This window comes from Bacillus sp. lyk4-R2A-2, from assembly GCF_030209735.1.
Lineage (GTDB): Bacteria > Bacillota > Bacilli > Bacillales > Bacillaceae > Bacillus > Bacillus pumilus.
In genome coordinates this window covers 602,014-615,968 of the sequence record NZ_JARVRK010000005.1, presented here as the reverse complement: position 1 = coordinate 615,968, position 13,955 = coordinate 602,014, and the positions used below count along the sequence as shown (strand labels likewise).

Sequence of the window (13,955 nt, the reverse complement as noted above, 5' to 3'; positions counted from 1 at the left end):
AACTCCCCATAAGTAATCATTTTGAGTTTAGTAAAACTCATTCTTCAAATCTATTGAACTTGAATCAAACGAAAAGATTATTGATTTGTTGAGATATGTGAATTATCTTGTGAAACTTTTAATTGGCTTTTTCGCATTGCAAACAACAGAGCGCTAGCTACTAGCAAAGATCCACTTAAGAAGAACAATGCAACACTTACATTCCCTGTAGCATCTTGAATCATCCCAATACCATAAGGTCCAACGAATCCACTTAAATTTCCAATTGAATTAATAACAGCAATTCCTACAGCAGCAGCTGAAGTACTTAAAAATTGAGTTGCCAAAGACCAAAAAGGCCCATAGAAACTGTACATGCCTGATACAGCTATAACCATAAATGCAATTGAAAGAAACGGATTTGAGGTCATTCCAGATGCAAACAGTCCTAATGAGCCCACAATCAACGGAATAGCCGCATGAATACGTCTCTCTCCTGAACGGTCAGAACGACGAGACCAGATATTCATTACAATGGCTCCTGCGATATAAGGAATCATTGTAAGTAATCCAATTTGCACATTAGTTAGGACTTCCGAAAGAGATTTAATAATTTGAGGTAGCCAAAAGCCTACACCATATATACCAATGTTAAACATAAAGTAAATTATTGCTAGATACCATACTCGTGGATTAGTTAAGGTTTGTTTGTGTCCAACTAATTTTTTGTCAGCATCTACCTTTGCTTTTTCTACTCTCTCCTTCTCCAATTCAGCTATTAACCATTGTTTCTCCTCGCTTGAAAGCCATTTCGCTTGGTCTGGTCTATTCGTTAAATAAAATAACGTCACAATCCCTAAAATAACAGCCGGTACACCTTCAAGAACAAACATCCAACGCCATCCATCAAGCCCCATCCATTGGATGTTATCCATAATCCATGTAGAAAGTGGAGCTCCAATAATGTACGAAATAGCAATAGCTGTCATAAACATAGCAATTGTTTTTGCTCTCTCTTTTGCTCTAAACCAATAAGTTAAATACAAAATAACTCCCGGAAAGAATCCCGCTTCTAATGCACCGAGTACAAAACGTAAGATATACAAATGTGTAGCATTTTGAACGAATCCAGTTAAAACAACTACAATCCCCCAAGTTATAAGAATTCGTGCAATCCATTTTTTTGCTCCGAATTTCTCTAACATGATATTACTCGGCACTTCACACAAAAAATAACTTATAAAGAAGATACCAGAAGCAATTCCAAACATCTGACTCGTTAGTCCTAATGCTTGATTCATTTCTAAAGCAGCATAACCTAAATTTGCCCTATCAAGGAACGCAACAATATAGAGAATAATTAAAAATGGTACGAGTCGTCTAGTGACTTTTCGAGTTGTTTGCTTTTCTAATGAAACTGCATTGTTCATACCCATTCCTCCTAATGTATAAAAGCGTGAAAGTATTGAAATGATGAACTTCAATATATATAAAGTGGAGTAAGCCACGAACTTTAAAATATTCAGATTTGTAAGTGCTTTCATTTCAGTTCAAAAACATTGAAAGCAATGGTTAAATTGTCGCAATTTGAAAATTTGTATTACAACTATTGCAAAACCTAGTAAGTTTGTTTATCATTTTATACATAAATGAACGTTTTGTAAATTTAAAATTTAAAATTCATCATACAAATTAAAATTTTATGGAGGATGGTATCGTGTCTCAAAAAGAAAAAGTTTCGCAGATAATTGCTCGTAAATTATTAACTATGATTGAAAATGGAGAGTTTCCTCCAGGTTCAAAGCTGCCAACCGAAATGGAACTAACTGAACAATTTGGAGTAAGCAGAGTTCCAATTCGAGAAGCATTAAGCATGCTTCGTGCTGCAGGTGTCATTTATTCACGTCAAGGTGGGGGAAGTTACGTAGAAGATTCTGCCAATTCAACATTACTTCAAAGAATTCATATCGAAACTGATGATATTGACAATATTAAATATCTCTTTGAAATGAGAAAAGTGCTAGAGCCTGAAGTTGCTTACTTAGCTGCCCTCCGTCGCACGCCAAAACAACTTGAAAACATGAAAAGAATATTAGACGAATGGGAGAAAAAATCAATCGAGAATACTACAACTGCTAGAAAGGAAGATATAGATTTTCATAACTCTATTACTTTAGCTACACAAAATCCTATTATGATTCAAACACAAAATAACCTAGCTTCCCTTTATGAAAAAACATTACAAATTACTCTTCGCCCAAATACAGAGTTAAAACTTAAAAGAGAAGCTGTCTACAAAGAACATCGAGATATTTTGCTTGCAATCGAAGCAGAAGAGCCTGAGTTAGCCAAAGTTCTGTCTATGATTCATTTGAAAAATGCAGAAGAGAAAATAAGCTTGTTTATAAAAGATTACACTTTATAGCAAAACGAGAGGATGAGGATTAAATGAAAGTAGTGACCGATTATCATATAGAGAACATCGAAGCAATCATAAAAACGGGGAGAATACTCATAGATGAAAGTGATCGTTTTAGTTATTCATTCGATGGTTCTTTTGGAACCTATTTACCCGATATCGTCATTCAGACTAAAAGCGTAGACGAATTAGCCTCCCTTGTGAAGTTTGCTAATTGCGAAAAAATACCTGTTTGCCCACGAGGTCAGGCAACGAGCCTAAGTGGAGGTCCTCTTCCTGTTAAAGGAGGGATTGTCATAGATTTATCTATTATGAACGATTTGCTTGAAATTCATGAAGAAGATCTTATTGCAATTGTTTCTCCAGGTGTATTGACATCAGACATTCATAAAGCTGCCGAACAAAAAGGACTCATGTATCCACCGGATCCAAGCAGTTCTCACGTTTCTACGATTGCTGGTAATTTAGCAGAAAACTCAGGTGGCCCAAGAGGACTGAAGTATGGCGTGACAAAAGATTATGTCATTGGTCTTGAAATCATTACCCCGGAAGGAGAAATCATCAAAACCGGCGGTAAAACAGTAAAGAATGTTACCGGTTACGATTTAACGAAACTCATTGTGGGTTCAGAAGGAACACTTGGTATTATAACAAAAGCAATATTGAGACTCATTCCTAAACCACAGGCCAGTGGGACCATCATGGCCATTTTTGATAACCTTGTTGATGCTGGAAGTGCCATTTCCAAAATTCTTTCTTCCGGTATTTTGCCATCTAAAATGGAGCTAATGGATCAGTCTTCTATTGTAGCAGTCGAGAATTTTGAACCCCTTGGTTTACCCACTGACGCAGCAGCACTTATATTAATTGAACTTGACGGCCACCCCCTCTCTCTGAAAGAAGAAATGGAACAAGCGGCTGTATTATGCCGTACTGTAGGGGCGAGAGAAGTAACAATTCCAAAGAATAAAGCCGAGGAAACAGAGCTTTGGAAAGCTCGTAAGCTTGTATCACCAGCCATCGCGCGGATTAAGCCAACTAAAATCTCTGAGGATGCTACCGTCCCTCGAAGTAAAATACCTGAAATGTGTGAAAGATTACTGAACATACGTGATAAATACGGTATTCACCTTGTTGTGTTTGGTCATGCTGGTGATGGTAATCTTCATCCGAATATTATTTGTGATAAAACAGATCAGGAAGAAATGATTCGTGTTGAACAAGCTGTAGCAGAAATTTTTACGGCTGCTGTTGAGCTTGGTGGGACACTTTCAGGTGAGCATGGGATTGGAACGATGAAAGCACCGTTTATGGAAATGGAACTAGGTGCAGTTGGACTTGATATGATGAAACGTATAAAAAAAGCATGGGACCCGAACAATATTATGAATCCTGGTAAGATATTCCCTGAGCCAGGACAAAAATTGGAGTTGAGATAACATGACGGTACCACTTAATGAATTAAGAGAAGAACTTCAGTATGACAAAACAAAAAATTGTGTTCAGTGTGGCTATTGTTTACCTGTATGCCCAACATATGTAACTTTCGGTACAGAAACTCACTCACCTCGTGGTCGGATTAATCTAGTAAAGATGGTTGGTGAAGGAAAGATTACAGATTTATCCGTTCTTGAAGAACCACTCAATTTGTGTTTGGGCTGCCGGGCGTGTGAGACAGCTTGTCCCACAGGTGTAGAATATGGTTCGATCCTAGAAGCGGCACGTGCAGCAATTGTAAAACGTAAAAAATTTTCCTTACCAGTACGTCTATTACGAAAAGTGATGCTGAAAAAAGTCATTCCGAACAAAAAGATGATGAATGTAGCTGGTCATTCTATCTGGCTATACAAAACAAGCGGATTACAAAAAGCTGCCCGGGCGTCTGGCATTATGAAAAATACCCCATATAACTTAGGCGAATTTGAGTCGATTATTCCTACTCCTACTTCCCCTATAGAGCGTAGTCGAGCATCAACCGAAGTGAAGGCAAAGCTAAAAGCAAAATATACTGTTGCATTTTTTACTGGCTGTATAATGGACTCTATGTTCCACACTATAAATCAACTATCTATAAAGTTACTTTCAGAAGTAGGCTGTGATGTTGTGGTGGTTCCGAAACAAACCTGTTGCGGAGCACTACAAGCTCATACTGGAGAAATGGACGAAGCACGTCACCTAGCAAAGCAAAATATTCTCGCATTCGAACAAATAAATGCCGATTTTATAGTAAATAATGCAGGAGGTTGCGGCGCCCAGCTTTATGAGTACGGACATTTACTTTCGAATGACAAAGAGTGGGCCGAAAAAGCTGCTGCTTTCTCTGCTAAATCAAGAGATATAAGCCAGGTACTTGTCGCTTGCGGTGGTTTGCCAGACTTACAGCCCCGTCATGGCGAAAGGGTGACCTATCAGCACTCCTGTCATATGACCAATGTTCAGAAAGTAAATCAAGAACCTTTGGAATTATTGAAAAGTATCCCTGGAATACAATTTATCGAAATGGAGCAAGCAAATATGTGCTGCGGATCAGCAGGCATTTATAATATCGTAAATTATGATGCTTCCATGCAGATTCTTGATGAAAAAATGAAGCATACGAAAGCTACAAACGCAACCGTTGTCATCACAACCAATCCAGGTTGCCTATTGCAGATGAAACTTGGTATAGAACGTGAAGGTCTCTCTCATTCTATGCGTGCCCTGCATCTAATTGAATATTTAGCGGAAGCCTCTGGGATCTCATGAGCTTCTCTCTCACTATTTGATCATGATCAATTCCAAAAACAAAAGAAGATTGAAATGATTTCATCCCAAGCCCCTTCTAAGTTCTTTCTTTTTTAAAGAATGAACCTCTCTCTATTTCTTACTGTATGAAACCCACTTTTTGTGGGTTTCATTTCAGAATAAAGCCATGACGAATCAACAAACATAGGAAAGTTCTCCCTGCATGCTATGGGCATCTTCATCTCCTAATTGATTTCCGATCATCCCCACCCTGCCATGACACGCTCATTGGCTTCTTTTTGATGTATATAGAGCTCACTCACGTCCTTTTTTCTAACACGACTTTTATCTTTCAGCGACCTGCTGCGAAATTATCGATGTCTTTGCGGTGTTCTCATTTATTTCATGCCAATGTACAACTTGTTCATCTGCTTTTAATTCATCAATAAGATCAGTCATTATTTTCCTTTCCATTACGTTCCACCTCTTAATTCTAGTGCACCGATTATTTGTTTGCATGACCAGACGACAATTTTTGAAATGTTTTTCTGAGCAAATTATTTGTTTGCATGTAACCATATCAATTACACTTCAGAAGAGAAAACATTTCAAGAAAGAAGGAAATCGTATGAAAAAAGATTTTGAGCCATTATTTGAACCATTTACGTTTCCAGGAGGTGCGTCTATTAATGGCCGGTTAGTCGTTGCGCCAATGACACACTTCGGTTCTCACGAGGATGGCACTATTTCTAAAGAGGAAATTGATTTCATTACAGCTAGATCTAGTGATATGGGCATGGTGATCACAGCATGTGCGAACGTGACTCCAGATGGTAAGGCATTTGAAGGACAGCCTTCTATCGCAAGAGATGAAGATATACCCGGCCTGAAAAAACTAGCTTCTGCGATTCAGGCAAAGGGAACAAAAGCCATCATTCAAATTCATCACGGCGGCTCTCAGGCTCTCCCTCACTTAGTTCCAAATGGTGATGTGGTTGCGCCAAGTGACGTGTTTAAAGATGGAAAACAGATTGCACGCGCTTTAAAAGAAGAGGAAATTGTTCATATCATTGACTCTTTTAAAGAAGCGGCAAGACGAGCGGTCGAAGCAGGATTTGACGGCGTGGAAATCCACGGTGCAAACGGTTATCTATTACAGCAATTTTACTCTCCGCATAGCAACCAGCGGACAGATCAGTGGGGAGGAAATGAAGAAAAGCGTCTAGCTTTCCCTATCGCTGTTGTGGATGCAGTGAAAGAAGCAATCGAAAAGCATGCGAAAAAACCGTTTATCTTTGGATATCGATTATCCCCTGAAGAACCAGAAACGCCTGGTTTAACGATGACAGAGACGTTTACCTTAGTCGATGTTCTTAAAACTAAAAACCTTGATTATTTGCATATCTCTTTAATGGAGATTGACTCTAAAGCAAGACGCGGTGCAGATACGGATAAGACGCGTATGGAGCTGCTAAAAGATCGCTGCGGCGATAACCTTCCGCTCATCGGTGTAGGCAGCGTCATTACAGCCGAAGATGCACTAAGTGCCTATAACCAAGGAATTCCGCTTATCGCTATCGCACGTGAGCTGATCGTCGACCCAGATTGGGCAAAGAAGATTAAAGAAGGCAGAGAAAGCGAGATTGAAACTGTTATTAAACGCAGCCAAAAAGATCAATATTTGATTCCAGAAGGATTGTGGTCTGTTATGGAAGCAAGTCAAGGCTGGGTTCCGATGGAAGATTAATGTCATCAAAAAAACTACCCTCAAACGATTGGGTAGTTTTTTTGTCCTGATTATTTTAATTTAACGGTAAAAAGCTTAGATGTCTGTTTTTCAACAGATCCCTTTGGTTCTTTATCGAGATGCTCGATCAAGTCACCATTCATAATGACAATCGGTGTCACTGTACTTGCCGCTTTCTCTTCAATCAGTTCTAAATCACACGTAATGAGAGGGTCACCGATCTTCACTTTATCGCCCTCTTTGATGTGCGCTTCAAATCCTTCACCATTTAATCCCACTGTTTCAAGTCCGATATGAATCAGAAGCTCAAGCCCTGAGAGTGTTCGAATGCCAATTGCATGTTTTGTATGGAAGAGCTGGATGATTTCACCCTCTACTGGTGACACAATCGTGCCACTATTTGGTTTGACTGCTACGCCGTCTCCCATCATCTTTTGAGAAAAAACAGGGTCTGGTACATCCGTCATATCCATTAACTCTCCATCAGCTGGAGAATAAATGATTTCTTCTTTTACATCATCTTGGTTTTTCCCGAAACCGAATAATTTTTTCAGCAATGTCAATTGCTCCCTTCAAGCTTTGCTTCTATATCTATTCCGTGTATGAAACGCTGCGCTCATACACCTTGCTTCATTCAACACTATTTAATCATAATTTTTTCCTCTCATCAATTGATAACCGCCTGAGTCCTTTCTGCATAGGCTGTAGATGAGAGGTGATTCAAATGGAACATGAAGCCGAAAAGAAACATGAATTGCTGGCAAATGAAGATATTCTCTATGAAGCGATTGAACAATTTTTCGCATCCTCCCCGTTTCATGAGATATTAAATAGTGCGGAGGCACTCATGACCACATCGCATTCACTTGCATCGATTACGACCGATGTGACAGAGGATGAGCAGTTTGTGTATATCGCAATCCAATTTCCCGACCATTTTGTCGAAGGCGATATCGCACTAGAAGTAAAAGCCCAATATTTACACTTATCCGTACAGGAAACAATTAAAACGGATACAACTTCCTCGTATTCGAGCTTTACAAAAACCATTTTAATGCCGGCAAAAATAGATGAAACGAACATGAAAAGCGTGTGGAAAGATCAAACGCTTCGTGTGACGGCACCAAAGCAAAGAGCCCAATAGATCCTTCTATTGGGTTTTAACTATGCTTTAAAAATGCTCGTAAATCCTTTCGCTAATGAGCCTACTTGATTCATCGTACTCATCATTTGCCCAGCTGTATCAAACATTTTGTTAAAGTCGAATTGTCCATTCGTTTTTTTGAATTGCGATAGCACACTTTTAAATTGAGATGATTGCTGTTTTTGCGGTCTTGGCAAAGGATAAGGGTTCATAGGCTGCTGCATGGGCATCATACCTGGTGGCTGCATCTGGGGTTGATTGATCGCTTCGGGCGGCTGAAAAGGCGGCACATTTTCTTGATATCCATAAGGCGGCTGATAGACAGCAGGTGATGCCTGGCTCATTCCACCTTGATGTGGCGGCATAAAATATTCTGGAGGCTGCGGAGGCTGCTGCTGCATTTCTGGATACGGAAATGGCCCTTGATTGAATGGATTGAATTCATACGGCTGCTGGTTTGAATAAGGGATCATATATCTCGCTCCTCTCGCTCTCAGCGCATAGTCTTGTCACTCATATATTATGACGAAAAGCAGAAGATGTGCCTAAAGCAGCCATAAGAAAAACGCAGCGATGTCTTCAGCTGCGCTTGTTGATTTCTTCTATTAAAAGGTTCAGTGTGTAAATCACTGACTCAACTAAATTTTTCACACGGGGTGCATGCTGTTTGCCAAAATAAGATTGCAGGACAACCTCTTTCCCATTTTCTTTGACAGCTTCAAGCTGTTCTTCGTGTAAATATCTAGGCTTCGCCAGATGAATAAACGAGATCGCAGCAGTGAGCCACTCTTCCATTTTCTGATCAAATGACTCAACGGCCGGCTGAATTTCTGTGTGAAAATCATATACGGGGTATTCCTCTTCAGCCTTTCCCTTTTGGTACTGCTCATACGCCTCTTCGATCCATATTCTCAGCTCTTGTGTATGTTCAAGTAATGTTTGATTATCCAAAGTGTTCACCTCTATGAACCATCCTATCAAACGTTTACTTATTGCTCAAATAGAAAGCTACCCTGCGTGGTATGCCGGTCTTGCCGCCAGTTGATACTCAGCTGCGTGAATCTTCACTTCACAGTCCTTTACTTCTGATTCAAGCCGGTCTATCATTTGTTCTTGCTCCTCTATGGCTGCACGTGTTGTTTCGTTCACAGCAAGAGACAGCTCTTCTTCCACCGCATCAATTTTTCGCTCGATTTCCTCTAATAACTGCAAAATGGATTCTTTTGATACAAATTCGCTCATCATCAGATTCCTCCTTTATCGTCTCTCGTTACATTCTCTTTTCTTTCACACCCTCCTTCACACATGACAAAACTAGAAGCAAATCGCCAATCTAAGTGTAGATGAGCGCTATTTCTTCCTTTTCGACATATGCTTGTCCTTCTTTGTATGATTGCGTCCGATTGTGTAAATTCTAAGGACAAAGGAGGTAGATTTCATGAAAAAGCAGCCAGCACCAAAAGATCAAAAGCCAAAAGGGAAAGAAAACAGTACAGATCAGCTTGATAAAAAGCTCGGCGGTCCTAATCGACCATCCACGTAAAAAAAGCAGGTACCCCCTGCTTTTTATTTATGCAAAAAATAGTGCTCTAATGAGAAAAGAAAACGAAGCTGTCTTTTTTTATGAAAATACCAGTCGGTCAGCTCAATTTGTTTTGGCAATGTCTCTGCATCAAACAAAGATGAGCTCAATTTCTTTTGAAACCAATCTTCTCTTTGATCGTCTAATGAATGTGTCATCACTGGATAAACAGTTCGAAGAAAAGGTGTTGACCTTCTAGCGATCCCTAAAAACGGCTCAAAATCAAACCGTGATCCGGTATGCGGAACAGTATGCAAAAAATGATAAAAACCCGAAAATAAATCGGCCCGAAATAATAGTTTCGCTAGTTTTTTCCCTAATGAAATACGCTCCTTTACGTGGGAAAACTTCCGTATAGTTAACCCGTACAAATGCCCGTCCACCGTTGGAAAAACAACGGTTTGAAAATGTCCCCACTCACTAAACAGATATTGAATCGAGTGAAAAACATTCTTTTTCAGTAGAGGATTTTGTATAATAGGAGATTGTATAGTATATTGTTCATTTATGATGAGTGCATAAAGCAGGCGCTCTGTGTCACGCTTTAGCCAAAAACGTTCCCACTCAGTGCTCATAAAACGAGATACAGAAAAATACGGAAGCAGATGGAACAAGGGTTTGCCGCACCGCTTAGACCATTCATACAAAAGAAGCTGAGGGTAAGCATCCGAAAAGATCAGCCAATTCGCTCTTTCATATGCTGTGAAAAAAAGGTGCCCCTCTTGATCTGTTAAACCTGGATGGAAGAGCTCGCCCTTTAGATCCGTCATAGACCATCCAGCATTTCTTGAGACAAAGGAAGCAAGCAGCGACCATTTCATCTCTGGATGACGATCATAAAAGCGCTTGTAAGCATTTGTCCTCGTCAGGTTGTCTTTATTTTTCACTTTCGTTTCACGCAATATATGCTGAGTGATGATGTACTCTTCTTGTGACAACATAGGTATCTCTCCAATACAAAATGCATTAAAAGGAGGCTGAAACTTGATGATTCGGTATCCAAACGGAAAATCGTATCAGCCCATTCAACCAATTGGGACAAAAAAAAGAATCAGCGGCGAATCCTCTTATAGTAACCGCGGGATGACGCTTGAGGCTGACTTAAATGAAACCAACCAGTACTATTTGGTCAATGGGATCGCAGTCATTCATAAAAAGCCTACCCCCGTTCAGATTGTGAATGTGGATTATCCAAAAAGAAGCGCTGCTGTGATCAAAGAAGCCTATTTTAAGCAATCATCCACAACAGACTATAATGGAGTGTACAAAGGGCGCTATATCGATTTTGAAGCAAAGGAGACCAAAAGCACCACCTCGTTTCCGCTCAAAAATTTCCACGACCATCAAATTGAGCATATGAAACAGGTTGAAAAGCTAGGCGGCATTTGTTTCGTTATTATATCCGCATTTGGCTCCGTTTATTATTTGCCCGCTTCAGATCTCTTTTTCTTCTGGGAGCGGCAGAAGCTAAACGGCCGGAAATCCATTAGTAAAGATGAATTAATGGAAGCCGGCCACTTAATGACACTTGGATATTCGCCAAGAATTGATTATATTAAAGTAGTGGAGACACTTCATTTTTCGGATGAAAGTGAGTAGCAATGACGTTCGAAAAAGGTTTAACACGAAAGGTTGAGATGTGATGTCTGATCAATTTACAAGTCGTGAACAGCGACGTAAAGCAAGTCAAGAAAACAATAAGAAGCAAAAGAACAAAAAAGGCAAAAAGAAAGCAGGTCTATTTAAAAAAATATTTTTATCTTTACTCGTGATCGGTCTTCTTTGTGTAGTGGCCGGAATCACAACTTTTGCCGTTTTTGCATCGAGCGCTCCTTCAATTGATGATAGTAAGCTCAAAACACCGTATTCTTCAAAGCTTTATGACATAGACAAGAAAGTGTTTGCAGAAGTCGGTGCGGAAAAAAGAACGTATGTCTCGATTAAAGATATACCCGATGTGGTAAAAGAAGCATTTATCGCAACGGAAGATGCACGTTTTTATAAACACCACGGGATTGACCCAATCCGTATTGGCGGTGCCCTTGTCGCAAACGTCGAGGACGGCTTTGGAGCTGAAGGTGGAAGTACAATTACACAGCAAGTTGTGAAAAACACTCTACTTAACAATCAAAAAACGTTAAAACGTAAAGTACAGGAAGTATGGCTCTCGATTCAGCTTGAGCAAAAGTACTCTAAAGATGAAATTTTAGAAATGTATTTAAACCGCATTTTCTTCTCACCTTATGCTTACGGTGTTGGGAAAGCGGCTGAACAATTTTTCGGCGTGACAGATTTAAATAAACTAACGGTTGCACAGGCTGCCACACTTGCAGGTATGCCGCAGAGTCCTTCTGCTTATAACCCAGTGAAAAATCCTGAGGCAGCGGAAAAACGCCGCAATATCGTGCTAGGGCTCATGAAAAAACAAGGCTACATTTCAGAGAAAGACTATGAAGTTGCAAAAGCAACCCCTGTCAGCAAAACTGTCATCCCTGCTGATAAATATAAGAGCCAGAACTCAAGTAAGTATTCTGCTTATATTGAAGAAGTCATGGAAGAAGTACAGAAAAAAGCCAAAGTGGATGTATCAACTGATGGACTAAAAATCTATACATCACTTGATCGAAAAGCTCAGGATCACCTAGATGATATTATCAATGGAGATTCAGTTGGATTTACGAAAGGTATGCAGGCAGGTGTTACTCTGCTTGATACGAAAAATGGTGAAATTCGCGCTATTGGCGGTGGACGTGATGTACCAGCCGGCGGCTTTAACTATGCGACTGATGCAAAACGTCAGCCAGGTTCAACAATCAAACCAATTTTAGATTACGGTCCAGTCATTGAAAACAAAAAATGGTCAACGTACCAGCAAATTGATGATGCGCCGTATACGTACTCAAACGGTACACCAATTAATAACTTTGACAGAAGACATTTAGGGAAAATGTCGATGAGAAGTGCTTTGGCACAATCACGAAACATCCCTGCCCTAAAGGCTTTCCAAGAAGCTGGCACAGACAATGCCGTTCAATTCGCCAATAATTTAGGTATGGACTTACCGTCTGACATTCCTGAGTCTTACTCAATCGGTGGATTTGACGATGGCGTGTCCTCTCTAAAAATGGCTGGGGCCTTTAGTGCATTCGGTAATAATGGATATTATAACGAACCGCATGCTGTCAAGTCTGTTGAATTTAATGACGGTACAAAGCTTGACCTAACGCCAGATTCCAAAGCGGCTATGAGTGATTACACAGCCTTTATGGTCACAGATATGCTGAAAACTGCTGTCCAATCTGGAACTGGGACACTTGCACAAGTACCGAACGTTCAAGTAGCTGGTAAAACAGGTACAACGAACTTTACACAAGATGATATCAATAAATACAATATTCCTTCTGGCGGTGCGAAAGATTCGTGGTTTGTTGGTTATACGCCGCAATATACAGCAGCCGTTTGGACTGGAATCGGTAACTCAAAAGATGCGGACGGCAAAATGTGGCTCACAGATTATGAGCAGCGTGTTGCCAAACTCGTCTTCCAGCGATTAATTTCTCAAATTGATGATGGAAGCGGCTCATTTGAAAAACCAGACAGTGTCGTAGAAGCTACGGTTGAAAAAGGATCGGATCCAGCGAAATTGGCCGGACCAAATACACCTAGTGAGAAGAAGACAACAGAATACTTTGTAAAAGGTACGGTTCCGACAAAAGTGTCTGACACATATGAGAAAAAAGAAGCTGATAAGCCTTCTGATTTAAAAGCAGTGTATGATGAAGAGAAAAAATCCATCACACTGACTTGGGGCTATGATAACGACGCAGATGCTACATTTAATGTAAAACAAGCGGTAGATAACGGCGGCTATAAAGAGATTCAAAACAGTTCTGCTAAAGAAGCGGTCATCTCTGATGTAAAGCCTGGCTCTACTTATAAATTCCAAGTGACAGCCACTGTAGAGGATGTCACAAGTAAAGCAGCTTCTACCTTCCTCACCATCAAGGATGATGAAGATAAGGAAGAAAAAGCAGATGATGAGAACAAAGAAGAAGAAGAACCGCAGCAGCCTGACGACGAGCAGACAGACCAGACTGACGATAACAAAAATCAACCCCCAGGCACTGATGAGCAAAAGCCAGATGATAAAAAAGATCCAGACAAAGATAAGGATCAGGATCAAGGCGGAAATACGGAAAACGGAAATAATGGTTCTTCCGATGATGGCTCAGACAGTACAAATGGGAACGGCAATTCACAAACTGACAATAAAGATAAAAAGAAAGATGATGCAAAAACGAACTCTCAAAACTCAAGTTCGCAATCAACTTCTCCTAATCGAAAAGAAAATGAATAATGA

14 protein-coding genes are annotated in these 13,955 nt (G+C 40.1%); 8 read left to right on the top strand and 6 right to left on the bottom strand.

The genetic code is table 11. The features are described 5' to 3' along the window. Nucleotides 1-77: 77 nt before the first annotated feature. Nucleotides 78-1,409 carry an MFS transporter gene (locus QRN39_RS10105; RefSeq protein ID WP_050943873.1) on the bottom strand — a complete coding sequence of 444 codons (1,332 nt, stop codon included), beginning with the start codon at nucleotides 1,407-1,409 and terminating at the stop codon, nucleotides 78-80. A gap of 287 nt (nucleotides 1,410-1,696) precedes the next feature. Here QRN39_RS10105 and QRN39_RS10100 point away from each other — a divergent pair, with 287 nt between their 5' ends. The 4 genes from QRN39_RS10100 to QRN39_RS10085 all read left to right on the top strand — a co-directional run bounded on the left by QRN39_RS10100 (nucleotide 1,697) and on the right by QRN39_RS10085 (nucleotide 6,869). Then, the gene (locus QRN39_RS10100) at nucleotides 1,697-2,404 is read left to right on the top strand and encodes a FadR/GntR family transcriptional regulator (RefSeq protein ID WP_050943872.1); all 708 of its coding nucleotides are present in this window, start codon (nucleotides 1,697-1,699) and stop codon (nucleotides 2,402-2,404) included. Nucleotides 2,405-2,427: 23 nt separating this feature from the next. Then, nucleotides 2,428-3,837: an FAD-binding oxidoreductase gene (locus tag QRN39_RS10095; protein WP_050943871.1), complete on the top strand. Its 1,410-nt coding sequence runs from the start codon at nucleotides 2,428-2,430 to the stop codon at nucleotides 3,835-3,837. A 1-nt stretch (nucleotide 3,838) separates the two neighbouring features. Then, nucleotides 3,839-5,143, top strand: coding sequence for a (Fe-S)-binding protein (locus tag QRN39_RS10090; RefSeq protein ID WP_137055059.1), 1,305 nt, complete (start codon nucleotides 3,839-3,841; stop codon nucleotides 5,141-5,143). 607 nt (nucleotides 5,144-5,750) lie between these two features. After that, nucleotides 5,751-6,869, top strand: a complete 1,119-nt coding sequence (locus QRN39_RS10085; RefSeq protein ID WP_253622478.1) for an NADH-dependent flavin oxidoreductase — start codon at nucleotides 5,751-5,753, stop codon at nucleotides 6,867-6,869. A 50-nt stretch (nucleotides 6,870-6,919) separates the two neighbouring features. Here the strand turns inward: QRN39_RS10085 and QRN39_RS10080 are convergent, their stop codons facing one another. After that, entirely contained in the window at nucleotides 6,920-7,426 is a 507-nt protein-coding gene (locus tag QRN39_RS10080; protein ID WP_003216086.1) for a PTS sugar transporter subunit IIA, read from the bottom strand. Nucleotides 7,427-7,593: 167 nt separating this feature from the next. Here QRN39_RS10080 and QRN39_RS10075 point away from each other — a divergent pair, with 167 nt between their 5' ends. Then, nucleotides 7,594-8,013, top strand: coding sequence for an Hsp20/alpha crystallin family protein (locus QRN39_RS10075; RefSeq protein ID WP_284907171.1), 420 nt, complete (start codon nucleotides 7,594-7,596; stop codon nucleotides 8,011-8,013). Between the two features lie 20 nt (nucleotides 8,014-8,033). Here the strand turns inward: QRN39_RS10075 and QRN39_RS10070 are convergent, their stop codons facing one another. From QRN39_RS10070 to QRN39_RS10060, 3 genes are all read right to left on the bottom strand, one after another. Continuing rightward, nucleotides 8,034-8,486, bottom strand: a complete 453-nt coding sequence (locus tag QRN39_RS10070) for a YppG family protein (RefSeq protein ID WP_137055056.1) — start codon at nucleotides 8,484-8,486, stop codon at nucleotides 8,034-8,036. A gap of 106 nt (nucleotides 8,487-8,592) precedes the next feature. Continuing rightward, complete coding sequence (locus QRN39_RS10065) at nucleotides 8,593-8,964, bottom strand: YppE family protein (protein ID WP_137055055.1); 372 nt, start codon at nucleotides 8,962-8,964, stop codon at nucleotides 8,593-8,595. A 57-nt stretch (nucleotides 8,965-9,021) separates the two neighbouring features. Beyond that, complete coding sequence (locus QRN39_RS10060; RefSeq protein WP_223251159.1) at nucleotides 9,022-9,255, bottom strand: DUF5446 family protein; 234 nt, start codon at nucleotides 9,253-9,255, stop codon at nucleotides 9,022-9,024. 196 nt (nucleotides 9,256-9,451) lie between these two features. Between QRN39_RS10060 and sspM the strand changes: the two genes are divergently transcribed. Further along, nucleotides 9,452-9,556, top strand: coding sequence for an acid-soluble spore protein SspM (sspM, locus tag QRN39_RS10055; protein ID WP_253622476.1), 105 nt, complete (start codon nucleotides 9,452-9,454; stop codon nucleotides 9,554-9,556). A 23-nt stretch (nucleotides 9,557-9,579) separates the two neighbouring features. On the opposite strand, the gene QRN39_RS10050 is transcribed toward sspM, so the two are convergent. Beyond that, nucleotides 9,580-10,536 carry a DUF2515 domain-containing protein gene (locus QRN39_RS10050; RefSeq protein ID WP_251190383.1) on the bottom strand — a complete coding sequence of 319 codons (957 nt, stop codon included), beginning with the start codon at nucleotides 10,534-10,536 and terminating at the stop codon, nucleotides 9,580-9,582. Between the two features lie 46 nt (nucleotides 10,537-10,582). Between QRN39_RS10050 and recU the strand changes: the two genes are divergently transcribed. Together recU and QRN39_RS10040 are read left to right on the top strand one after the other, a co-directional pair. After that, a complete protein-coding gene (recU, locus tag QRN39_RS10045; RefSeq protein ID WP_050943864.1) occupies nucleotides 10,583-11,194 on the top strand; it encodes a Holliday junction resolvase RecU in 612 nt (203 codons plus the stop codon). A 43-nt stretch (nucleotides 11,195-11,237) separates the two neighbouring features. Further along, nucleotides 11,238-13,952, top strand: a complete 2,715-nt coding sequence (locus QRN39_RS10040) for a PBP1A family penicillin-binding protein (protein WP_050943863.1) — start codon at nucleotides 11,238-11,240, stop codon at nucleotides 13,950-13,952. Nucleotides 13,953-13,955 lie beyond the last annotated feature (3 nt).

What these genes read in the sequence shown, in the direction of transcription:
- QRN39_RS10050 (WP_251190383.1), bottom strand. Translation starts at nt 10,536, where the DNA reads ATGTTGTCACAAGAAGAGTACATCATCACTCAGCATATATTGCGTGAA.
- QRN39_RS10090 (WP_137055059.1), top strand. Translation starts at nt 3,839, where the DNA reads ATGACGGTACCACTTAATGAATTAAGAGAAGAACTTCAGTATGACAAA.
- QRN39_RS10085 (WP_253622478.1), top strand. Translation starts at nt 5,751, where the DNA reads ATGAAAAAAGATTTTGAGCCATTATTTGAACCATTTACGTTTCCAGGA.
- QRN39_RS10095 (WP_050943871.1), top strand. Translation starts at nt 2,428, where the DNA reads ATGAAAGTAGTGACCGATTATCATATAGAGAACATCGAAGCAATCATA.
- QRN39_RS10060 (WP_223251159.1), bottom strand. Translation starts at nt 9,255, where the DNA reads ATGAGCGAATTTGTATCAAAAGAATCCATTTTGCAGTTATTAGAGGAA.
- QRN39_RS10070 (WP_137055056.1), bottom strand. Translation starts at nt 8,486, where the DNA reads ATGATCCCTTATTCAAACCAGCAGCCGTATGAATTCAATCCATTCAAT.
- recU (WP_050943864.1), top strand. Translation starts at nt 10,583, where the DNA reads ATGATTCGGTATCCAAACGGAAAATCGTATCAGCCCATTCAACCAATT.
- sspM (WP_253622476.1), top strand. Translation starts at nt 9,452, where the DNA reads ATGAAAAAGCAGCCAGCACCAAAAGATCAAAAGCCAAAAGGGAAAGAA.
- QRN39_RS10040 (WP_050943863.1), top strand. Translation starts at nt 11,238, where the DNA reads ATGTCTGATCAATTTACAAGTCGTGAACAGCGACGTAAAGCAAGTCAA.
- QRN39_RS10075 (WP_284907171.1), top strand. Translation starts at nt 7,594, where the DNA reads ATGGAACATGAAGCCGAAAAGAAACATGAATTGCTGGCAAATGAAGAT.
- QRN39_RS10105 (WP_050943873.1), bottom strand. Translation starts at nt 1,409, where the DNA reads ATGAACAATGCAGTTTCATTAGAAAAGCAAACAACTCGAAAAGTCACT.